General features: G+C 60.1%; 17 protein-coding genes. 2 read left to right on the plus strand and 15 right to left on the minus strand.

Annotated elements, in window-relative coordinates:
- A partial coding sequence (locus EXQ56_02555; protein ID MSO19335.1) for a hypothetical protein occupies window positions 1-572 on the plus strand: 572 nt, incomplete at its 5' end.
- A 378-nt stretch (window positions 573-950) separates the two neighbouring features.
- Here the strand turns inward: EXQ56_02555 and EXQ56_02560 are convergent.
- Window positions 951-2,138, minus strand: coding sequence for an ATP-binding protein (locus tag EXQ56_02560; GenBank protein MSO19336.1), 1,188 nt, complete (start codon window positions 2,136-2,138; stop codon window positions 951-953).
- Between the two features lie 704 nt (window positions 2,139-2,842).
- Here EXQ56_02560 and EXQ56_02565 point away from each other — a divergent pair.
- The gene (locus EXQ56_02565; protein MSO19337.1) at window positions 2,843-4,273 is read left to right on the plus strand and encodes a glutamine synthetase; all 1,431 of its coding nucleotides are present in this window, start codon (window positions 2,843-2,845) and stop codon (window positions 4,271-4,273) included.
- Window positions 4,274-4,507: 234 nt separating this feature from the next.
- Here EXQ56_02565 and EXQ56_02570 read toward each other — a convergent pair whose 3' ends face one another.
- The 14 genes from EXQ56_02570 to EXQ56_02635 form a co-directional block, all read right to left on the minus strand.
- Window positions 4,508-5,869 (minus strand): glutamate-5-semialdehyde dehydrogenase, encoded by a 1,362-nt coding sequence (locus EXQ56_02570; protein ID MSO19338.1) that lies wholly within the window; start codon window positions 5,867-5,869, stop codon window positions 4,508-4,510.
- 221 nt (window positions 5,870-6,090) lie between these two features.
- Window positions 6,091-7,275: a glutamate 5-kinase gene (proB, locus tag EXQ56_02575; protein ID MSO19339.1), complete on the minus strand. Its 1,185-nt coding sequence runs from the start codon at window positions 7,273-7,275 to the stop codon at window positions 6,091-6,093.
- Entirely contained in the window at window positions 7,272-8,072 is an 801-nt protein-coding gene (locus tag EXQ56_02580) for an ATP-binding cassette domain-containing protein (protein MSO19340.1), read from the minus strand. Before EXQ56_02580 ends, proB begins: the two co-directional genes overlap by 4 nt.
- Window positions 8,073-8,299: 227 nt before the next feature.
- The gene (locus EXQ56_02585) at window positions 8,300-8,674 is read right to left on the minus strand and encodes a cytochrome c (protein MSO19341.1); all 375 of its coding nucleotides are present in this window, start codon (window positions 8,672-8,674) and stop codon (window positions 8,300-8,302) included.
- 41 nt (window positions 8,675-8,715) lie between these two features.
- Window positions 8,716-10,689, minus strand: coding sequence for a twin-arginine translocation signal domain-containing protein (locus tag EXQ56_02590; protein MSO19342.1), 1,974 nt, complete (start codon window positions 10,687-10,689; stop codon window positions 8,716-8,718).
- Between the two features lie 1,051 nt (window positions 10,690-11,740).
- The gene (locus tag EXQ56_02595) at window positions 11,741-13,489 is read right to left on the minus strand and encodes a M3 family oligoendopeptidase (protein MSO19343.1); all 1,749 of its coding nucleotides are present in this window, start codon (window positions 13,487-13,489) and stop codon (window positions 11,741-11,743) included.
- Window positions 13,490-13,552: 63 nt separating this feature from the next.
- Entirely contained in the window at window positions 13,553-14,320 is a 768-nt protein-coding gene (locus EXQ56_02600) for a cobalt transporter (protein MSO19344.1), read from the minus strand.
- Window positions 14,274-14,459 carry a CbtB-domain containing protein gene (locus EXQ56_02605; GenBank protein ID MSO19345.1) on the minus strand — a complete coding sequence of 62 codons (186 nt, stop codon included), beginning with the start codon at window positions 14,457-14,459 and terminating at the stop codon, window positions 14,274-14,276. Before EXQ56_02605 ends, EXQ56_02600 begins: the two co-directional genes overlap by 47 nt.
- 163 nt (window positions 14,460-14,622) lie before the next feature.
- On the minus strand, window positions 14,623-15,006 hold the full coding sequence (locus EXQ56_02610; protein ID MSO19346.1) for a nitrile hydratase accessory protein: 384 nt from the start codon (window positions 15,004-15,006) through the stop codon (window positions 14,623-14,625).
- Between the two features lie 54 nt (window positions 15,007-15,060).
- Complete coding sequence (gene nthB / locus EXQ56_02615) at window positions 15,061-15,717, minus strand: nitrile hydratase subunit beta (protein ID MSO19347.1); 657 nt, start codon at window positions 15,715-15,717, stop codon at window positions 15,061-15,063.
- Complete coding sequence (nthA, locus tag EXQ56_02620) at window positions 15,714-16,430, minus strand: nitrile hydratase subunit alpha (protein MSO19348.1); 717 nt, start codon at window positions 16,428-16,430, stop codon at window positions 15,714-15,716. Before nthA ends, nthB begins: the two co-directional genes overlap by 4 nt.
- Window positions 16,431-16,769: 339 nt before the next feature.
- Complete coding sequence (locus EXQ56_02625; GenBank protein MSO19349.1) at window positions 16,770-17,729, minus strand: hypothetical protein; 960 nt, start codon at window positions 17,727-17,729, stop codon at window positions 16,770-16,772.
- Between the two features lie 290 nt (window positions 17,730-18,019).
- A complete protein-coding gene (locus EXQ56_02630; GenBank protein ID MSO19350.1) occupies window positions 18,020-21,334 on the minus strand; it encodes a TonB-dependent receptor in 3,315 nt (1,104 codons plus the stop codon).
- Complete coding sequence (locus EXQ56_02635; GenBank protein ID MSO19351.1) at window positions 21,331-23,442, minus strand: tetratricopeptide repeat protein; 2,112 nt, start codon at window positions 23,440-23,442, stop codon at window positions 21,331-21,333. Before EXQ56_02635 ends, EXQ56_02630 begins: the two co-directional genes overlap by 4 nt.
- Window positions 23,443-23,475 lie beyond the last annotated feature (33 nt).

Below are 23,475 nucleotides of genomic sequence, written 5' to 3' on the forward strand. Positions count from 1 at the left end.
GTCAAGAGCAGCTCCCGCGCATCAAGAACCTGGGCATCGTGGTCAGTTGCGATCCCATGTTCCTGGACCGCAGCTACACTTGGCTGGATGTCTACGGCAAGGACAAGGCTAACCGCATCGGTCCCATCGCCAGCATGATCAAAGCCGGGATTATGCCCACCGCCGAGTCCGAAGTCAACGTCGAGAGCGGCAGCGGCCCCACCTACTTCGCTCACCAGATCCACTTCCTCACCCGCAAGAACAGCAAGGGTGATTCCGTGGCTCCGGAAGAGGCCGTGGACCGCTTCCAGCTGATGAAGATGATGACCACTTGGGCTTCGTACTTCACCCTGAAGGAGAAAGAAATGGGCACGCTCGAGCCGGGCAAGTACGCCGACTTCGCGGTGCTCAGCAAGGATTACTTCACGGTGCCCGAGGCCGAAATTCCCGCCATCTTTCCGCTGGCAACTTTCATGGGCGGCAAGGAAACCGTCCTCCGCAAGGAGTTGGCGGCTGAACTGGGAGTCCAGCCCATCGGTCCGCAGCTGAATTTCAAGTTTGCCACTGAGTTCTCTTCCGGCGGCGGCGAGTAGTTTCACCTGCAACGTGTCTCAAGCAAACGGCCGGGGAGCAATCCCCGGCCGTTTTGTTTTGCGTGGAGTGCGGTGGAGACGAATTTATTTCGCTTGGACAGTGAACTAAAGCATTTCAAGGGTTACCGAAGAGCGGCTTTGAGCCCCGGCAGGGGCGACGAGAAAGTAGCCCACGGCGTGAGCCGTGGGTAACTGACGGGAACAAGAGGCGAGCCCCGGTAGGGGCGAAAGAGCTTCGGCTCCCTCTCTTTCGCCCCTGCCGGGGCTGCTCTTCCTTTTAGGTTTCCTAACCCACGGCTCGCGCCGTGGGCTACTTTCTTTCGTCCCTGACGGGACTCCAAACACAATCCGTTCCGCTACCCCAACTGTAAAAATGAACTAGCGTGCCGGCCAATGCCATGCCGGCTTCTCCGCCAAGTGGTCGTGTCCAGCGAGGTGTGTTTCACTCAATTGTTTTTCAAGGCGAATCGAGCGGCACTCTTTCAGCTGATTGAGATTCGAGATCAACCCATCCGCGTGTGAGACCACTGCGACCTGGGTGCGTTTTGCTGTCTGGGTGATCAGGCGAGCAAGAGGTGGAAGCAGATCGGGGTGCAAGCTGGTCTCCGGCTCGTTCAGCACGAGCAAGGCTGGCGGCCGTGGCGTGAGCAGCGCCGCAATCCATAGCAGATAGCGCAGCGTGCCGTCGGAAAGCTCTCCCGCGGTGAGTGGGCGCAGCAGGCCGTGCTGGCGCATCTTCAGGATGAACCGCCCGCCGATATCCTCGACTTCAAGACTGCTGCGCGGGAACGCGTCGTGGACCGCCGAGTTAAGCTCGGCGCCATCGCCAATCTCACGGATGGTCTGAATGGCCGCCGCAAGATCGTGCCCGTCGTCGCTGAGCACGGGTGTGTGTGTGCCCACTTGTGGTGCTCGGGCGGAGGCTAGCGGGTCGCTGCGGAAATGGTCGTAGAATCGCCAGCCGCGAATGGCGTCGCGCAAGACCAATATCTCCGGGGTGCGGCGCGGATCGGCAATACACGTCATCATGCCTTCGAAGCCTGCCAGGTGGTTCGCCACAACTTCCCACTCGCCGGATTCTCTGCGCGTGCGCACCACCGAACGGTTTCGGTCCACTAACAATGTGGATGGCCGCAGATGCGGGCCATGCCAGATGCACTCACGTTTAATCTCTGGGTCGAGAGAGAACATGGAAGCCTTGCGTGGCGAATAACCCATGCCGGGGGTAGGCAACCCAAAGTCTATGGCGTAACCATATTCGTCACTGGAGAATCCCAGCCGCAGGCTGACTGGCTCCATCCGTGGGCTTCCTTGGATTGGCGCGCTGCCACGCACCATTTCCCGGCTGAACTTTTCCGGCCCGGCCCACAAGGTGGAGGATAGACCGCCTTCATTGGCGAGCCACGGGATGACTCCTCCCTGCGCTGTGGTGGCCAGCAACTGAAGCGCACGATACAGGCTAGACTTGCCCGTGCCATTGGCGCCCGTAATGAGATTCAGGCGTCCCAGCGGGACGACCAGATTTCGCAGTGAACGGTAATTGGCAACAGCTAATGTAGTCAGCATCGGCCTATTTTAGCAAAGCTGAAAGCACCAAGACCAGACCGTGGGGGCGGCCCTTCACGTTACATCAGGTTGAGGGTCGAGGGTTAGAAGATGTACTTCAGCGCGAACTGCATTTAGCGGGCCAAGCCGCGCGTCCCGGAGATGTGGCCAGCCGGCGTTTTCAGGTTGATCCGGACAATGTTCTGAAACGAGTTTTGAAACGAAAATCACCTTAAACATTACACCCGGGACGACGCCCCTCTGTCAGGTAATTCTGAGGACACAAGTTATTGTAAAATAAGGCAAGTAGACGAGATTGGAGGCTATGATTGCGCGGAAGTGAAGCTTTGAATTTTATAATATGCATACTGTGGAATAATTGAGATACTGAATGCATATTAGTAAACAAATTATGATAATTGAATATTTATAAATAACATTATTGCTAATTATGTGTTGCAAAACGCTGTTTTGTGTTGACAGTACTGTACCTCCTGCTTAAACTCAAATTACGGAGTGACATATCGAGTTTCAACTTTGTGAAGCTGGCGCCGCGCGATTTCCCGACTGCGCGCCGCGCTATCACAGGAAGAGAAGCTGAAAGGCAAACTTGTTCATTGCCAAATTGTTCTGTGGCAATTACAATATCCGTTCTTTTGTTTCGACGCCACCGCAGCTATAATTTTTGAACTAACTTTAGTGAACCAAGAATAGAGGAGCAATCGATGTCGAGTGAACTGAGAAATTTTCTAGAGCTCTCCTACGATGAGTTGGAGGATTTTAACCTTCAGGCCAAGGAGCAGCGCAAGAATCGCGTTTCCAACGAGGTGATCCGCGAAGCGCGCCTGAAATACTTGAAGGATGAAAAGCGGATCAAGGCCGTTACCGTGCTGTTCAGCGATCTCGAAGGCCGTCTGCACATGCTCGACTATGACAAGAAGTTTCTGCTCGGCAGTTGGGACAATCTCACTTTTGACGGCTCCTCCATCCGCGGCTTCACCGCGCAGCGCGAGAGCGATCTGCGCCTGGGCATGGACTGGGGTTCGTTCTACTGGGCGCCCTCCGATGTGTTTGGCGGCGGCAAAGTCCTGATGTTCGGAGAAGTCATCGACAAGGACGGCTCGCCCTACGTCGGCGATATCCGCGGCGTGCTGAAGAGCTACTCGCAACAGCAGTTCAAGAAAAACGGCTACACCCTCAACGCCGCCAACGAAATTGAAGGCTTCATCTTCAAAGGCCCGGATGCCGAGCGCAGCTATCATGACACCGGCAAGTTCGAGTACGTCAACACCGGCGGCTACTATCATTCGCTGCCCGGCGATCCGCTGCGCAACTTCATCGACACTTCAGCGGAAGTGCAGCGCGCCATGGGCTTCCAGAATGAGAAGGATCACCCGGAAGTTGCTCCTTCGCAGTTTGAGATCAACTACGGTTATGGCGAAGTCGTACAGGCTGCCGACCAGATTCAGCTCTATAAGCTGATCTGCCGTCAGGTGGCACGCAACATGGGACTCACGGCCAGCTTTTTGCCCAAGCCTGTCGTTGGCGTCAACGGTTCCGGCATGCACACCAACGTCTCCGTCAGCAAGGACGATAAGAATCTGTTCTGGGATCCTAAGGGCGAGGAGAAGCTCTCCAAGATGGGCTGGGGCTTCGTCGATCGCATTCTGACTCACGGCAATGACATTTGCCTGATGCTCAACTCCAGCGTCAACGCCTATCGCCGCCTCGATCCGCATTTTGAAGCGCCCAATCAGATCATAGCCTCGGCAGTGGATCGTGGCTCCATGGTGCGCATCCCTATCGGCAACCACCGCTCGATGCGCGTGGAAGTCCGCTCGGTCGGTCCGGACGCCAATCCCTACATGGTACTGTACTCGGTGTTTAAGACGGGCCTCGATGGCGAGACCTCCAAGATCAAGGACCTGCGCCAGGCCAAGCGCTACCTGCCGGACAACATCTACACCGCCATGGAAAACTTCAACAAAGCCAGTTGGACCACGAAGATGCTCGGCAGCGAGGTGAAGGGCCGTTTTGCGGACCTGAAACAGGCCTCCGCCGACCGCTGCCCGCGTCTGCTGGGCAGCATTGTGAAGACGCAGGAAGTGCAGTTCCACCACGAGGTCTACAACCAGTACCTCTGGAACCAGTTCTAGGCAGAAGCGAAGTCCGCCTCTGTTTGATGGTGCGGCCTCAATTCGATTGTTAGGAAGGAACGGCGGCTCGGCGATTTTCAGTCTGGCCGCCGCTGAATAGAAGTAACCAGTTCAAAACAGATACGCCCGCCAGCGCAGCGCTCACTGCCTTGGCGGGCATTTTTTGTGACAGTGCCGCGCGCGTCAGCAAGCGGACCAATGGAACGACCAAGTGCGGATTACTTTCCTTAGCTCCTACTCAATCACCCGGTGCTTAAAACTTTTTTTGCCCGAGGCATAGTCCGCCACCACGTCGCCGTGCCCGCGCAGCTTCCATTTGTATGTCGTTAATCCTTCCAACCCCACCGGCCCGCGCGCGTGGACTTTTCCGTTGCTGACGCCGATCTCCGCGCCCAGCCCATAGCGGAAGCCATCGGCGAAGCGCGTCGAGGCGTTGTGATAGACTCCCGCGGAATCCACTTCGTTCAGGAAGCGCTCCGCCGCGCCGGTGTCTTCGGTAACGATGGCGTCGGTGTGCTTCGATCCGTAGCGGTTGATATGCTCGATGGCCTCATCGAGTCCCGTGACGATTTTCACGGAGATAATCAAATCCGAGTACTCCGTCCGCCAATCCTGTTCCGTCGCGGCTTTCAGCGCGGCGATGTCGCCACCACTCGCCTTCAGAACAACCAATGTTTTCGGGCAGCCGCGCACTTCAACCTTCGCCTCGCTAAATCGCGCCATCATGGGCGAAAGAAATTTCGCCGCAATGGCTTCGTCCACCAGCAGCGTCTCGGCGGCATTGCACACCGCCGGATACTGAACCTTGGAATCGAAGGTGATCGAAATCGCTTTTTCCAGATCGGCGGCTCGATCCACATAGACATGGCAAACGCCCTCGCCGTGTCCCAGCACCGGAATGCGGCTGTTCTGCATCACGTAATGGACCAGCTCGTAGGAGCCGCGCGGGACAATCAGATCGACATCCTGATCCATCGTGAGCAACTGCGCGAACTCCTCGCGCGAGCGGATCCTCTGCACGGCGTCCGATGGCACGGCGGGGAAGCGCTCGAGCGCCGTGCGCCACACGTTGACGATTACCTCGTTGGTATGCGCCGACTCCGATCCACCCTTCATGATCACGGCGTTGCTGCTTTTCAGCGTGAGCGAGGCTACTTGCGAAATCACTTCGGGCCGTGACTCAAATACAATTCCGATGACGCCCAGCGCGCAGGACTCCTTCACCAGAACGAGTCCGTCATCCAACTCTGTTGCGCCGAGCCTGCGGCCCAACGGATCGGGCAGGCGAGTAACGTCGCGCACGCGCAGCGCCATCTCCTGCACGCCAGCGTTGGATACGCGCAACCGCTTCAGCATTGGCGCCGACATTTTGCCCGCCGCGACTTCCTTCTCCGCGGCGGCGCAATCAATGGCGTTGGCCGCCACAATCTCCGCCGATGCCTGCTCCAGCCCGTCGGCCACGGCGAGCAGCACTTCGTTGCGCACGGCATTCGACATCCGCGCCAGCCGCCGCGATGCGGCCCTCGCGCGCGCCGCGATCTCTCGCACGGATTGCTCTACGGTGGAAATTGTGGTGGCGCCGGTCGCGGGAGTCATATCATTTCCTGAAGAACTATCCGTAGAGGGTCAATTTCAAATTTGTAAAACGTCAGGGCACGGTTTCAACCGTGCCGTAATAGCGAATGCTAAAAGCGGTTTTAACCGCTGAGGGCGGCGCCTCAGGGGCTAAAGCCACCCGCTGTGGCGAGTCGGTTCGGCATGGCTAGCCATGCCCTGACGTCGAACTGACCCACTACCGACCAATCACATCATGCCCGCTACATGAGCACGATGTTATCACGCCGAACCACGATCAGCGAGCCGCCGCCCTTGCCGGCCCAGCCCTTCTTGCCGCCGAGTGATCCTTCGGCTTCGTCGCTTGCGCACGTTGCGATGCCGCGCGCGAACTCGTGTCCCTGGCGATCCACGATGCTGATCACGTCCTTGGCGGCGAATCGGCTTTCGATGCGCACGACGCCTGAAATCAGCAGACTGGTCTGGCCTTCATTGAGTGCGGCTTTCGCTGCGGCGCTCACCATGACGCAGCCCTGCACGTCGGCGGCGAAGGCGATCCAGCGGTGCTTGCCCTTCATCTTCTTGCGTGGCAGGAATGCCGTGCCGACGGCCTCGCCCTTGAACACGCGATCCAGCACGCCCGGCATTCGGCCATCGGCAATCACCGCCGTGCCGCCGCAACGCATGGCGATGTCGGCCGCTTCGAGCTTCGAGGTCATGCCGCCGCGTCCGCCGCCGGAAGGTCCCGCCGCGAGTTTGCGCAACTCTGGCGTGATCTCGACTACCAGTGAAATCACCTCGGCGGGTGCGGCATTCTTATGGCCTGCCCCGCGCGACGGCATTTTGCTCAACAGGCCATCCACGTTGGTCAGCAACGCCAGTGCATCGGCCTCCAGCCCGCTCATCACCAGCGCGGCGAGACGGTCGTTGTCGCTGAATGCGGCGGTGCGTCCGCCGGCGGCGATGGCCTGCAACTCGGCGGTTGAGACGGTGTCATTCTCATTGATGATGGGCAGCACGCCGAACTGCAGTAGTTTGTCGATGGTGTGGCACAAATTCGAGTAGCGCCGCCACACCGCGAAGTCCGACTCGGTGAGCAACACCTGCGCCACCTTCACGCCGAATGCGCCGAACATTTCCTTATACGCGTTCATTAAGAGGCTCTGTCCCACGGCGGCGCAGGCCTGCTTGGTGACCACGTCCAGTTTGCGCGAGGAGCGCAATCCCAGCCACGCGCGACCGAGGCCCACGGCGCCCGACGACACCAGAATCACCTGACGCCCTGACTTCATCAGCGTACTGATGGACTGGGCAATCGGCTCGACGCGTTCACGGCACATGCCGCCTTCGCGATCCGTTACGGTCGAGGTGCCGAGCTTGACCACGATGCGCCGCGCGCCCTTCAAAAGGCGTGCGCGCTCATCGGCTTGCTCATGCAGTTGAGTCATCTCGTTTTCACCGGTTCTCGTGGCACCGCTTGATAGAAGCCGTCTGCTTCTACAACCTGCACCGGAATATCAAACAACTCGCTCAGTCGCGCGCTGGACAGCACCGTGTCCTTCGCGCCGTCGGCCACTACCGCGCCGCGCCGCAGCAGGATCACGCGGCCAATCTCCGGCGGGATCTCGTGAATATGCTGCGTTACCAGTATCACCGTCGTCCCCGCGCGCATCAATTCGCGCACAGTCTGGAGATATTGGAAGCAGGCCTTCAGGTCGAGACCCGTGGTCGGCTCGTCGAGCAGCAGCGCGGCGGGGCGATGAATCAGCGCGCGCCCCAGCAGCAGGCGGCGCTGCTGTCCCGTGGACATCTCCCCGAACGGGCGGTCGCGCAGTTCGCTGACGCCGAGTTCCTGAAGGATTTGCTCCGCCTGTGTCCTCTGCTCTGGCGTGGGCACCTGGCCCGGCCACAGGTCAATGCTTGAGTAGAGGCCGGAGAGAATTACCTTGAGGCCGCTGGTGTGCGGCAGATACTCCTGCTGCAAATCGCCGGAGACGATGCCCAGATGCGCGCGCAAGTCCCAGACGTTCCAGTCCTCGCTGCCAAATATGCGCACCGCGCTATCAGGTGCAAGCACCGGATAAACCTCACGCGCCAGCAGCTTCATCAGCGTGGTTTTACCCGCGCCGTTGGGGCCGAGTAGGGCGGTGTGGCAACCCTCATCGATGCGCAGGTTGAGCCGCTCGAAGACCAGGTTCTCGCCCCGGTAAATGGTCGCGTTTTGTATTTCCAGAATTCGGGTCATGAATCGTTCGCTCAATCCTTGATTGTACACAGGGAATTTACCCGATTGCGAGGAAACGAGCGGATCAGAGCCCCGACCGCGAGGGAGGGGGCACCTTCATCACTAAGGGATTCAAGACCTGTGAATAGAGCTTACTTTCGGGAATCACTCGGACAACTGGTACTGACCACTTTCGAGCGTGCCCCCTCCCTGGCGGTCGGGGCTCTGATCCGTACGGGATTCTTTAGCTAGTCCTTCAGCTCGGGCAGGGTCTTCCAATCCGGCGGCTTGGGAATGGATTGGAGATAGGCGTAGATATTCGCCACATCCGTGTCCTTCAGATACTTGTCCGTATAAGGCGGCATCTGACCCTTGGGCTCTCGAATGTATTTGATGAATGCGGCGAAGGGAATGGGGTTTGGCGCGAGCCGCGCTCCCGCTCCACCCTGTCCCATATAGCTGTGGCACTGGTAGCAGCCCACATCGGAGAACCGCTTCTTGCCCGCCACGGCGTCGCCCTTGGGAGCCGCCGCAGCCTGCGCGTGGGCGGATGCTGTGCCCATCATTGCGGCAACTACCAGCAGCGAGGTTCCCGAAAGAGTTTTCTTCATCTGGTTCATCACTCGTCTCTCCTCGATTCGTCGGGGCTCTGATCCCGGCTGCACTACCTGGGCTGCACAACCGTATCGATCAGCGCCGGCTGACCCTTTTCGACCACGGCGATGGCGCGCTTCAGCGCCGGGCCAATTTCCTTGGGATCGGTGATGGGTCCCTCGGCGTACCAGCCCATGCTCTGCGCCAGCTTCGCGTAGTCGATATTCGGATTGGCGATTTCGTTGCCGATGCTGGCGTTGGTGATCTCGCGGTCATAACGGTTGGCCATGCGCTGCAGGTGCATCACTTCCTGATGATAGGCGCGATTGTTGTTCATGATGTTCAGCATGGGAATCTTGTGATGCGCCGCGGTCCACAGCACACCGGGGGCGTACATCATGTCGCCGTCGTTCTGGATGTTGATGCTGAGGCGACCATATTTCTTGTTGGCCAGCGCCGCGCCCACCGCCGCCGGTGAGCTGTAACCTACGCCCGCGCCGCCCGAGCCGCCATTGTGATGGTAGGGCTTGTTGAAGTCCCACAGTCGCTTGGCCCATCCGCCGCCGCCCACCAGCGACCAGTCCTTGGTCTTGATCTGCTGCCAAACTTCCGCTGCCAGCCGCGCCGTGCTGATGGGGCTCGAGTCCCAGGCCAACGCCGCTTCCTGCTTGGTGCGCTCGGCGGCGAGACGGTTGGCTTCGGCGATCTTCTTGCCGCGAGCCTCAAAGAAAATGCGGCGGTCCGGCGTGATGAGCTTCTTCACCGCTTCGATCAACGCGGGCAGAGTGGCCTCGGCGTCGGCGGCCATGGCGATGTCTACTTCGCGCATACGCTGGAAGTCCTGATAGTTGCTCTTGATGTAGAGGTCGGAGGCGGAGATGGTGATGACCTTCACGCCCGCTTTGGTGTTGGACGACGCGCTGCGATGCAACTGGTCGCGCATGGAGTTCGTCGCGCCCCAGATGTCGCTGTGTTCGAGCGCCAGAATCACGTCGGCGTTGCGCACGTTGCCGCCGGAGGCAAGCGGATGCCGCGACGGGAAATTCACGCGCCCGCCGCCATCATTCACGGCAGCTTGCAGTGTCTCGGCCAACTCCACCAGCAACTCCGCGCCGCGCGGCGTGCGTGCCACGCGATCAGCTAGGATCACCGGATACTCGGCGTTCACCAGGAGCTTGGCCGCCTCGGCCACCGCGCCGGTATCGCCCTGCGGCGGCGACGGGATGGTCAGCTTGGGGATGCGGAACTTTTCATTCGGGCTGATGGGCTTCTCTTGCAAATCCGAGTCGGCCACAATCGCCACGGGACCCATGGGCGGGGTCATGGCCAGTTTGTAGGCGCGCACGGCGGACTCAGCGAAGTGCGTCAGCGAGACGGGCATGTCGTCCCACTTCGTATAATCGCGCACCATGGCGGCGCAGTCCTGCACGCTGTGGTACCACTCGGCCCCGGGCCTTCTGGTTGCCGCGTCAAAACTATTTCCCAGAATCATGTAGACCGGCACGCGGTCGCAGTAAGCGTTGTAGATCGCCATCGCGGCGTGCTGCAATCCCACCGTGCCGTGCGCGAAGATCAACATGGGCTTGCCGGCGATCTTGTAATAGCCGTGGGCCATGGCCACCGACGACTCTTCGTGGCAGCAGGTCAGCCACTCGGGCGCGACGTTCTTGCCGTAATTGATCAGCGACTCCTGCAGGCCGCGGAAACTGGAGCCCGGATTGGAGGCGACGAACTCGAAGTCAAGCGTCTTGAGCACGTCGGTCATAAAGTCCGCCCCGCCGCGCTCACCGACCAAAACTTCAGCGTGCTCGGTGGCATCAGCAGCAGGCTCGGCGGCGGGCTTGGCGGCGACTTGCGCGCTGGCCAGCGTGGACTGCGCGACCATGGAAGCAGCGGCGGCAGCAGCGCCACCAGCGGCCATCTTCAGAAAGTCGCGGCGGTCGTTGGGATTCTGGGCGCCGTTTTGTGGGCCATTCTGTGGAGTAGACTGCGCACCATTCTGGGGCACGCCCGCGCCTTCATTCTTGCCTGCTTGTTCCTTCATGGGATTCACCTTTCTTCTCTTCGGGCATTTGCCATCTGGCGGCTTCCGCCGAGGTCTCAGTGAGACCGATGTTACTGAACGTAAAGGCCGCTGTCAATAAATATAGGCGGGAAAATTGTGGAGAAAAGTGTTGTCATCCTGAGCGCAGGCCCGAAGGGCCTGACCGTGAATAGCCGTAGGTTTCAACCTGCGGGTTGCGGTTCCATCTCAACATTTGTATGCAACCCCGGCTAGGGGTTGACCGCCATCCGAATATGTACGGCCCCGTCAGGGCCGGTGGGGTGGTGAGTGTCGTCGACCGCAGGTTGAAACCTACGGGAAGGTTCCCCATTAATGTATCAGCCCCGGAGGAGCTGACCAGTTCGGCAGATGGACAACCCCTCGCGGGGTTGGTGAGATGTGGGTCCAATCTGTCCGTAGGTTCCACCTACGGCTATTCACGGTGTTGCCCTCCGGGCCATTAGTCGCGGAACGATTCGTCCATCCGAACAGTGGTGTTCAGGCAAATACGGATTCCCGTTCCAGTATTTCAGCCCCGGCAGGGGCGATAAGAAAGTAGCCCCGGGCGCAAGCCCGGGGTACACAGGTAGATGAAATGCCAAGCCCCGGGAGGGGCGAAAGAGAATTGGGACTTCGTGAGTCTTTCTTTCGCCCCTACCGGGGCTGATCGTTTCTATCTACCATCGCAACCAACGGCTCGCGCCGTGGGCTACTTTCTTGCCGCCCCTGCCGGGGCTCACGGCTCATGCTTGCTCCAGGTTGTTTCTGCTTCAGGCCTTTAGGCCTGGTGCGGCGATCATAAGAAATAGAGCCACGTCGCAGTGCGAAGCCCCCTTTTGTCTAGCCCAGTCCTTCAGGGCTGGGTCAACAATCCCCATAAAAAAAATAGCCCCCTTCAGGGGGCTTCGCTGCGAACCGTTTGTGCGTCCAAAGATGCTCGCGGCGCAAGCCCCGCAAACGGGGCTGTAATTTTCTGGCGATCGCAAACCCAGCGCTGAAGCGCGGGGCTAGACAAAATGCAAACCAAATTCGGCGCTTTAGCGCCGAATTGCTAGATTCCCAACTCCACCGCCACTGCGTCGGCGAGCGGGGCCAGCGTTTCGTAATCGAAGCGGAAGCGGATGCCTGCGGCGTCGAACAACTCGGGCAGGCGGCGCGATCCTCCCAGCGACAATGCCTGGCGATAGCGCCGCACGGCATCGGGATAATCCTTGCGGCTGCGCTGCCACACCTGCAGTGCGCCAAGCTGCGCGATGCCGTACTCGATGTAATAAAACGGCACCTCGAACAGGTGCAGTTGTTGATGCCAGCGGTAAGACCGCTGCTCGGCGTAGCCGCCCCAATCGACGATGGTGGAGAAGCGGTCGTAGGTCTCGATCCACGCTTCGCGGCGCTCGTCGCGCGAGTGCGTGGGGTTGGTGTAGGCCCAGTGCTGGAAGGCGTCGATGATGGCGATCCAGGGCAGCAGCGAGACCGTCTCTTCCAGGCGGCTGGTGCGCGCGCGCTGCAATTCGTCGGGGGTTTTGTAGAACGCATCGAGGTGGGGTAGCGCCAACAGTTCCATGGACATGGACGCCACTTCGCAGAACTCCATCGGCGCGTGCCGGTAGTGCAGCACGGGGAGGTCGCGCGCGGCGATGGCGTGGAAGGCGTGCCCGCCTTCGTGCAGCAGCGTGCGCACATCGTCGTCGCGCCCGGCGGCGTTCATGAAGATAAACGGCACACGACGCTCTTCAAGCGTGCTCTGGTAGCCGCCCGGCGCTTTGCCTTTGCGACTTTCGAGGTCGAGCAGATTGTCCTCGGCCATGAAGCGGAACTGCGCGCTCAACTCCGGATCGACGCGCGTGAAGATATCGGCCACTCCCGAGACCAGGTGCGCGGCGTCCGCGAAGGGCCGCAGCGGCGCACGGCCTTGCGGATCTACTTTGGTATCCCATGGGCGCAGCGCGTCGCCCTTTTTACCAAGTCCCATCTGCGCGCGGCGTTTCTCGTGTATGCGTCGGACCAGCGGCAGAATGGCCCGCTCGACGCCGGAGTGAAACTCGAAGCAATGCTCGGGAGTGTAATCAAAGCGCTGCTTGGCCTCGAAGGCATAGTCTCGGTAGTTGTCAAAGCCCGCGTTGGTCGCGACGCGGTGGCGCAGCGGGATCATCTGATCGTAGAGGCCGTCGAGGGCCTCGCGGTCCTGCAGATAGCGCGCCGAAATTTTCTCCCAAGCCTGCTGGCGCAGCGCGCGATCCGTGCCGTCCATGTACTTGCCGGCCTGCGGCAGCGTGAGCTCCTTGCCTTCCATCTCGACAGTCATCGCGCCGACGATCTTCTGATATTCCGCGCCGAGCAACTGGTCCTGCGTCTCCAGCGGGATGTTCTCTTCGCGGAATAGCTTGATGTGGTTCTCCACCATGCGGTCCATCAGGGCATAGCGCTCGCGCGGCAGCTCCAGCCGCCGCGGGTTGGCGAGGTAAGCCTTCTCGAGCTCCTGATCAATGGGCTTGATCTTCGGCTCAATCTCCTCGATGAAGTGCTTGAAGGCGGCCTCGCGCTCGGCGTCATCGGTCTGCAAAGTCATGTTGATGTGGCGGCGCGCACCCTCCTCGTTGATGGCGGCCCACAACTCGAAGTAGTCGGCGAGCCACTGCTCCAACTCAACTGGCGTCTGCGGGCTGCGGTCTCGCAAGGCGAGAAACAACGGCTCGACCTGCGCCCACTCACCCAGGTTCGCGTCTTGAGGAACGAAGCGGCGCGGATAAGTGCGCTGCGGATCAAATGGCGCGATGGGCGGCGAGGTGAGTTGAGTCATGAGGCGATCCTCCGGCAGAGCATTCAGTAAAGGGCTGGGGCCGTTTCGGTCTAAACAATTCTATCAGGATGCGGGGTGTGTCTTTATCCAGCGGGCAGAGAGATAACCGCCGAGCGTACCGAGCAGCAGCCAGAAGACCGCATTGGTGGTGATCGAGGCGATCTGGAATTGGCGGATCAGATCGTCCGGGACGATCTGGTTCTGGATGTCGTGAGGCGCGCCAATTACGTGCGGCAACACCAGCACTATAAGCCCCGCAATACGCACTAGCCAACCCTGCTTGCACTCCCCGAGCAGCAGCAGACCGCCTGCGGTGGCGGCCGCGGTGGCCAGCCACCAAAGCTGGCGCGACTGAAGGTCAGCGGCCATCATGCCGGGAGGCTCAGGCGGCAGTCCCAGCGATGGCGCAAGGACGAAGCAGGCGAGGCCCGCCAAACCCCAGCGCAGGCCGCGCATCGTGCTCATGGGCGCGCTCCACAGCGTGGCCAGTCCAAACAGCAGGGCTGCAAAACCAATGCCGGTGAGCACGGTCGACAGCGCGGTCAACGAAATGCGTTGCCATCCCTCGGCTGGCTCCCAGGAAGCGTTCCTCGGCGAATCAGTCGGAGCCGGTTCCTCGGGGGCGTGTGATTGTTCCGCACGTGCTTCGTAAATTTCGGCGGACTGGATGATGGGATGTATCGTCAGATGCTGCAGGGCGAACAACACGAGGCCGGAAATTGATCCGGAGATCAGCGCCACCCACATGATTTTACGGAACTGGGCCACGGCGTTAGACCATCGCCTAATGGCAGGGGAAGCCCGCAGCGTGGCGGCTGTCATGCGTGGCATTGTGCGCGGCGGATATCTGCGAGAAGCCCACGCCGATGACCATAAGAAAGCCGAAGATCATCACCGCCAGACCGGGCAGCCACGCGGTGGCCTGCGCGGTTCGCGATTGTGCCTGTTCAAGTGCGGCTGTTGCTTGCATTGGTTCCTCCTGCGATGTCCTTCACAATAGCACATACCCATGCAGAGTGTACATTGTCAGCAGGGCACTTGCATCATTCATTCGTAACCAGAAAAAATCCCTTTCAGGGATACCCGGCCTTTTCTGCGTCCGGTGGCCATCCAGGAGTTTACTTGCCAAACGCTTACTTCGCAGCCGCGCGCAACTCCACCGGCTTGCCGTGGGGCGTGTGGCGATAGGCGTCGGCCCAGGCTTCCTTGCGTTCGAGCAGCGCGGACTCGGTGGTCAGCGACTTCTCTTTCACCAACCGCTCAAGCGCAGCTAGCCAATATTCATAGTAACGCGAGCCGTCATCGGGATGACCGGCATCCGCGGCGGCTTTCAACTCATCGGCGAGCGCCGCGGCCCACTCTTTCCAGGTGAAGTGGCCCTGCTCGGAGAGCTTCACAGCCATGGCGAAGGCCTGCGCCTGCCAAGGCTCGGCGAACACCGGCCCGCCTTCGTCGCGCGGCAGCGGCGGCAAGGCCGCGATCTTCTCAGCCAACGGAGTGGATTCATTGGTAGTCATCGTGTGGTACTCCATCCCTTAGGCGATCGTGTAATTGCTGGCCTTCACCAAGCGTCAGGCCGGTTCCAAATGATCGTCCCAAAGATCGAGATAAACCGAATCCTGTGGCTTGGCCTGATCGCCCCACAACTCATGCGCGAGGAAACGCACCGAGTAGCAGTGATGCGGCTTCTCGCCGAGAAAGTGGGCCATGGTGTCGGCGAAGGCGAAGACGCCGTTGTCTCGCACGATGGTTCCCTGTTTGCCGCGAGCGTAACGAGGCAGGCGCGTGTGCCCCGTCGGATGTATGTTGCGCGCGCGCACGCGCTGGCCTTGGCGAAACTTCGGCGCGACCTGCGGCATCGTGGCGGGAGCGCCTCCCTTCAGCAATGCCGGAATATTGTCTACGGTCACCGGGGGATTCGCCTTGGCTAAACCCGGCGCGGGCTTACCGCTGTCCGCTTCAGCCCGAGTGATCAGGCCGCGCGTTACCAGCAATTCGATCAGCCCCGCGTACCAGCGTTCGTAGTAGCTCATGCGCAGATAGTCGGCGGGTGGGATCAACTCCTTCACATGGCGCGAAGCGTCGGTGTTCCATTTGCGCCAGGCGCCCAGAGCGCGGTTCATCACATAGACGCGCCCTTCCCACGGAGCATGAAAGACCGGCTCATTTTCCTCGTAACGGATAGGGCCCATGCCGTGCATGCCGCCCATGTCATGTACGCCGTTCATCGCGCGCCTCCCTTCGGCAGGAGCGCCTGGCTGACGCCGATCATCGAGTTGCGCGTCACCAGATCTGCGAGTTGCTCCTCGCTCATGTTCTCGGTGCCCGCCGGGCGCTCCGGCAATACGAGATAACGCTGTTCCGCCGTGCTGTCCCAGACGCGGACCTCGGAATCTTCCGCCACCGCGGCACCAAACTCTTTCAGCACGCCGCGTGGATCGATCACCGCGCGCGAGCGATAGGGGGCCGACTTATACCACACCGGCGGCAGCCCCAGCACCGCCCAGGGATAGCAGGAGCACAGCGTGCAGACAACCATATTGTGTACCTTGGGAGTGTTCTCCAGCGCCACCATGTGAGCGTTGGCGCTGATGAATCCGAACTCGGCGATGGCCTTGTCGGCGTCGGCCAGCAGGCGCTGTTTGAAGGCTGGATCGCTCCAGGCTTTGGCCACGATGCGCGCCCCGTTGCGCGGGCCAATCTTGTTTTCGTAGGTGTCCACCAGCACGTCGAGCGCGGCGCGGTCCACCAATCCCTTTTCCACAAGCAGCGATTCGAGCGACTTGACGCGCAGGGTCAGGTCGGAGGGAACGTCCTGATGATCGTGCTCCTGACCATGAGCGTGGTTGGGCAACGCCGACGCACCGGCAGCGGCTCCCACCGCGGTACTCGTTGTCTTTAGAAATTCCCGGCGCGATGACTCCTTGCGCGATGACTCCATGATATGTTCCTTTCCGGCGCTTCGTGGTCAGTCCTTCATGGGCCGATTAGGCAGCAGTATACATCATTCTGCATCGACCGGCAGTAGAGTTGGCTGGCTGGAGACGGATTCAATTGTTTGGTTGAGAAGGCAGGCGAGGGTGGCTGCGGCCCGTGCCATCGCGAGAACATGTTTCCACGACGGCGCCAAGCCGCAGGCTTGGGAGGGATTCCCGGCCCCGTCAGCCACCGTCAGACTTTCGCCGGACAGTGGGTGGCAGGGCAGGGAACTTTTGCGGACTCGAAAAATGTTTGCAGGATACTTCCGTCCGAAGCAGAGTCGCCCGGACGGTCTGGATTTTTACCTTCCCGTATCCGTCGCGCCCGCGGTTGTGGCGATGAGCAAACGGGCGTGAAATGGTTCCAACCTTGCGGTTCCGTCGGAATCGTCAGAAGCAGCGGGATGTGCGGAATAGGCGGGCCAAATTACCGGTGACTCTGAAAGTTTGTAGTTTGGCCATGGCCGCGAATCCTGCAAATTTTGATAGAAGATTCCGAGGCCGGGTGCGGCATTCGGGATGTGGTTTTTTGCGGTCGGCTCACTCGCGGGAGCGCTGCTCTCCTCGGCGGCGACATTCGCCGGGTCGCTTGCCGGCTCCTCCGGCGTGCTGGCCTCGATGCGGCCGGGCGTGACGACGTCGCGCTGCGCTACCGCCTCAAATCCCACCGTGCGATTGCGGCCCGCCTTGCGGTCGCGAACCGGCGAGCGCAGCAGGAGCATCACGCGAACCATCTGCGGGTCGGGTGCGACAGGAAGTTCGCCCGTGAGGTCGCCGTCGAAGGTGAACACGGGCAGTCCGCCATTGTCGACGCGCTCGGCGATGGTTTCATAGATGGAAGCCGGCACGGAGCCATCGGCATTCTTGGTAACCGCGCTGCGCTGGAGGTTCTCTCCCTGCAGGCGATACTCGATGCGCTCGACCGAGCCGTTGTTGTCCACGTCGGCTTCAAAGACGATCTGCTCGCCGGTAGCCAGCAGGAACGCGCGGGCCGCGACACGATTGGAGTTGGTGAAGTCGAGCGTGGCATCGGAACCGTCCACTGGCAATGCGGGCGATCCGGCCAGGCGTACCTCCGCCGCAATTTGATCGACGGTTTCGCGACCATCGAGCACCATCTGACGGTAGATTTCCTCGTTGGTCGAGCGGCTGCCGTTCTTCTTGTGGACCAACGTCATCACGCCCGTTGATACAAAGGTGAATAGAGAAGTGACTAGAAGCACTTCTCCCATGGTGAATCCGCGCTGCGAAGTTAGTTGCATACTTTCCTCCACGCCCTGGTTCAGGCCGGTCCTGGCTCGCTCGTAAAACACCTCGATGTCGTTGGCTGGAACGAGTATCCGGCTTCGGACACTACGCCACACTGCATCACGGAGGAGTAGGCACTTGAAGGACCAAACTATGAAGACAGGCACGGCGGCGGCGGATTGCTCCTACCAGATTGAATGTAAGTGTGTTGATCGTGATTTGCGTGGGAGCGTGAGATGGTTGCCCGCGCGGAGGGCTGTCACGATTCTGGCGAATTAGTCAGTAGAATGACGTGCCAAGCGGGCTAGAAATAAATTTTGATGGCTAGCTGAACGTGGCGCGGCTGCTCATTGAGCGGCGAAGCGCTGGGCAAGGATGAGCCAACACCTTGGCGTCCATACTGCGCTTCGCCGAATTGGGAGGACTCAAAACGCGGGTCTGGATTGCTTAAATTGGTGTGATTGAATACGTTGAACATCTCCAGGCGGAACTGCAGATTTACTTGCTCACCGAGTTGCGAAAGCGCAAAGCTGCGCGCGAGCGATAAATCCACGTTCCAGAATCCAGGGCCGCGAAATGCGTTGCGCGCCGAACTGCCGACCTTGCTGGAGACGGGTCGCTTGAACTTGGCGCGATCCAAAAACACAACTCCTCCCGCAATGGGAGTCGGATTTTTCAGAGTCGCATCGCTGGATTTGCCTCCATCGAAGTCGAGTCGATTGTCTAACAACTGGCCCGAACCCGGCTCAAGGTAGTAATAAGATCCCGGATCGAGCGGATCCAGAAACACGGGCTGGCGCGTGGCCGCCGAATAAGAGAATCCGGATCGGAAGCCAGCCAGCGCACTGACCTGCCATCCGGACATGGCCCTGGGCAGACCGCGCAGCAATGGTGCCTGAGCCGTGAAATTGAACACCAGACTATGCCGCTGGTCAAAATCGGAGTATCCGTAATCGGAGTTGGTATCCATCTGGCGGACGAAGGAGGACGAAGACTGAAAGATGGAGAATGAAAGGTCTGCCAGCCGCGCCCGCCGCTCGGACGATTTGCGGCGGAATGGGTCGCTCTGAACGTCCCGGCTGCGCGAGTAGCTATAGGACGCTTGAAACTGCAATCCCGTTCTCCACCTGCGATTGACGGCAAGCTGCATGGCTGCGTTGTCGGAATGGCTCTGATTGCTGCGAAAGTTAATGTCGGGCAGCGAGGGATTGAAGCGTCCCTCGAAGTTGCTTGCGGTAACCGGTCGCGCATAGCTGCGATTGATAATGTCGGAGGCCGCCAGCTTTCTTCCGAGCGCGCCAGTGTGATTGATTTCGATCAAAGTATCGGCGGCGATCTCGTGCTGGATCCCGACGAACCAGCTCTGGGCATACGGCGTGCGAAGATTTTGATCGATGGCAATCGCCGACGTCGGTTCGCTAGAACTGGCCGTGGGGATACCGTTGCGTACCGGCAACGTGTATTGAAAGCGCGGCGGAGCTCCTGGGAAATTGGCCAGAAACCGCAACTGAAGATTGTTGCTGCGCGAATCCATCCAGAAATTGTTGAAGATGCGGTCGAAGAAAATGCCGTAGCTGCCGCGCAAAACGCTGCGGCCCGAGCCGGTGAGATCCACGGCGAAGCCGACACGTGGCGCGAAGTTGTTACGGTCCGGCCGGTAGAGTTCCGCTTGCTGCATCCTGCCGCCGGCAATGCGTTCGGCGGGGGTGGCGCCGGAGCCGAAGACAAAGTTGAAATCCTGTGTGCCATTGCGCGGGTTGGGTGCGCCGAATAGCTCCCAGCGAACGCCCAGATTCACGGTCATGCGGGCCCCAAGTTTCCAATGGTCATGCACGAATGCCGCCCATTCATTCTGAAAATAGTTGCGGCGGAAATCCGCGTCCTCGGCGGGACGGCCCGTCTGGCGATTCAAAGTAATGATGACGCTTTCCGGCAGGTCGAACAGGAAGTTCAGGAGGCTGGGGAACCCATAGGCGCCATCGCGCGCCGGGGAGAGCAGCGAGTCATGCAGGAACGGACGCCATTCAAGCCCGAGCGAAAGCGCATGCCGACCAACGAGGCGGTTGTAGTTGTCGAGCACGTGAAAGATGGTATCGCGGAAGGCGTAATCATATGCCGCTTCGCTGCCGGGTAGCAGCACGCCGTCATTGGAGCTAAGAGTGGGGATCTCCGAGTGCGGGCGAATGAAGCGGACGCTGTTGCGGTTCATGCCGAACTTGAACTCATTGGTTCCGCCGAGCAGGTCACGCGTGTAATTCAAACTCAGATTCTGTCCGCGAATGACCAGCGGCGCGTTGAGATTAGGGTACGGGCTGAACGCAAAATCATCCTGCGTGTTCTGGGAAAATGCATAGCGACCGCTGAGGCGATCGCTTCCGTTGGGAGAGGCGTAGTCGGTGCGGCCCAGCAGGAAGTTGTTGCGCTGCACAAACGGGAGGACGTAGTCCTTCTGGATGACTGCCTGATTCGTGGCCAGCGGAGTTCCCCCCGGCGGCGGGAACAGACCGAATAGTTGGCGTGCTTTACTGCCCGCAGGGGCCAGCGCCACAGCTTGAGGACTGGGGAGGAATAGCTGCTGCGGCTGACTCTGCGTGTGGGAGCGGAATTGTTCGAAGTTGCCAAAGAAGAATATTCGGTCGCGCTGGAGGGGGCCACCCAGCGAGCCGCCGAACTGATGAAGCTCGAAGGGTTCCTCCGGAAGATTCTTCCAGTTGTTGCTGAACGAAGTGGCGTTCAGCCGTTCCTGATTGAAAAACTCGAACAGGGAGCCATGAAATTGATTGGTGCCCGAGCGCGTGATGGCGTTGGCGATGAACCCGGATGACCGCCCAAAGTCAGCCGTGAAGTTGTGCGTCGCCATGCGGTATTCCTGCACCGCGTCGGCGGAGACGCGCGTGGCGGCGCCGGTAACCTGCAGATCATTATTGTCCACACCATCGAGCAAAAAATTGGAGCTGGAGACCGGCTGGCCGTTCACCGAGAGACCCAAGCCGCGTCCCGTGGCATTGTCGGAAGTAACGCCGGGGTTCAGCACCAGCAGCGTGTAGACATCGCGTCCGGAGAGCGGCAATTCCAGTATCTTGTTTTCATCGACTAGCCGCGAGAGTGTTCCGGAGAGCGTTTCTGCCACCGACACGGGAAGTTGAATCAATACCGCACTGGGGATGGCGGCATCAGCTCCATACATGACGGAAAGAATATTGCTCGGATTCGCTCCCGCCGCGGCGGGAGCAGGTGCGGTGGGAGATGGCGGAGCCGTCGCAACAGGCCTCGTTCCCTGCAGAGAAAAATTCAATTCAATGCGCGAGGCCACTGGTAGTTCCACAGGGGAGCGCTCTTCCGGCTGAAAGCCAAGAGCGTCCACGCGAACCCGGTACATGCCTGGCTGTAGCGAGGAAAAATAAAAGATGCCCTGCGCGTTGGTGTAGCGGTAGGCCTGCACGTTGGTCTCCGGATTGCGGAGTATAACCAGCGCCCGCTCAATGGGCCGCGATGACGTCTGGCTGAGCACCTGACCCTGCAGCGTTGCCTGGGAAGTTTGGGCGCGAAGGTTGGTGAGAACGGTGGCGAATAAAAAGACCAGGAACAGAACGGCGATCAACTGGGGGGATTTTTTCATTGACTCCGCTCCACATTGCGAAGTTTCCTCTCCAGTTCGCCGGTAACGCGGCGATCGGTGGAGCGAGCGATAGCTTGGCGGTAGTCATCGACGGCTTGCCCTCGATTACCCTGCGCGGCGTGAACATCGCCGAGGCCAGTCAACGCAATCACCGGCTCAACGCCGGCGCCGAGCATCTGCATGTACACCATCTCGGCGTCTGCAAACTTCTTCTCGTCCAACAACACGCGCCCGAGTGTCTCATAGGGCCCTGCAACCGTTGCGCCGGCATTCACGGCCTCGCGAAGCACGGACTGCTGAAGCTGCGGATTGCGTTGGCGGCGATAGATCTCCGCGAGCTTCATGCGTGGCTCAATCAGCTGGGCGTTCAAATCCGCCGCGCGCCGGAAGCTGGCCTCCGCCTCGCGCTGATTGTTGCGCTGCTCGAAGATCAGGCCTAGGTTGTGGTGGGCCATGGCTTCGTCCGGCTTCATTTCAATGGCTCGGCGAAACTGTTCTTCCGCCTGCGGCAGTCGTCCCTGAAACAGATACAGTACGCCGAGATTGTAATGCAGGTAGGAATACCGCATGCCCAGTTCCTGCCCCAGTTGGATACCGACGCGGAACTCCTCTTCGGCTTCGCGATAGCGCAGCTGGCTGGCGTAAACATTGGCAAGATTGTAATGCGGGTAGACCCATTTGTCAGCTCGCGCGGAGGCCGCGCGGAAATTGTCGATGGCATCGTTCCAGCGCTGCTGCTGCATGTAGGCGATGCCCAGCGCGTTGTAGGAGAAGGCGGCTTCGGGGTCCAGCGCGATGGCTTCCCGCAGTGTGCTGATGCCCGCCACGAACTGACGATTCTCCACCTGCGCGCGGCCCTGCATGAATTTGGCTTTGGCTTGCAACGAAATATCATCAACGGCCACTTCGCTCGCGCGTCCAAACAGCCTGGCGCCCTCTTCATACTTGGCGGCATCCAGACGGATCACCTGATCGCCACGCCGATAGGCCCACAAAACTTTGTCTCCCGCCGAGGCCAGCGCAATTACCAATTTCTCGTCCGCTTCGGCGCGGTCATCCTCGTCTACCGGTAGCGCCGTGTAGCGCTGATGCAGCTCAATGGCATTGTTGCCCGGTGGCGCCAGCAGGCGGCCATCACGGATTGACTGCTCAAAGCTGTTGCGCAGTTCATCGCTCGGCGAAATGCCTGCTCGGGGTTGTTGGCCAGGAGCCTGTAACGCTGCTGACATCCCCAGTGTCGGATATCCGCGACCGCGACGCGCGGTGGGGGAGGCAGGGCCGAGTTTCCAATCCTTCGGTGCGGCCTTGTCCACGAACGACATGGGCGTCTCCGGCTCGAAGTTGCCGAAATCGCGGATGTGCTGCTGGCGCTCCGTGGCATTCTCGACGTTGGTTTGCAGATAACTGACAATCTCCGCCGCGGTCACCGTATTGTCCTTGTCCTCGTCCGCTTCGCCGCTGAGGCCGCGCAGCAGGAAGTAGGAGAAGACGCCGTGGCCGCCGCCCCACTGATCGCTCTCTCTGGAAAACTCATTGGGGCGGCTGGCCAGCAGCCCCATGGTCTCGCCGCGCGAACTGGCGTCTTCGATGTAGCGGTTCACATTGCCCTGCACCTGCCCAAGTTTTCCGGCGCGGCAGACGTCCGCGAACAGGAAAATGCGCTTGGCGTTCTTCAGTCGGTTCTGCATGATGTTGCCCAGCTCGCGCATCGGCAACGCGCTGGTATAGAGGTCTTCGCGATCCGAATCAGCCGCCAGCAGATAGCCTTCGCGCGCGGCATCCTTCTCCACCATGCCGTGCGAGGCGATGAAGATATACACGGTGTCCTCGGGCTTAAGCTTCTTGGCCAGAGTGCTGCCCAGGCGGCTGCGCATCGCCGCCTGCTTGGCCTCTTCATTGGTCATCAAGAAAACGTTCTCAGGGGGGAAGCCACGTCCGCGCGGGCTGGTTACGAAATCGTAGAACGCCTGAGCGTCGTCATCGGCGTAGTCCAGCCACTCTTCCTTGGGCAGGTTTTCAAACTCGGACACGCCAATGATCACGGCATAGAATTGCGGCTGGGCCGGCGCGACCGCTTCCTGCGCGAATAGCGCCGGGGACAGCAGCACGGCCGCCGCGCTCAGTATAACTCTGACTGCCCG

This window comes from Acidobacteriota bacterium, assembly GCA_009691245.1.
Classification (GTDB): Bacteria; Acidobacteriota; Terriglobia; order 2-12-FULL-54-10; family 2-12-FULL-54-10; genus SHUM01.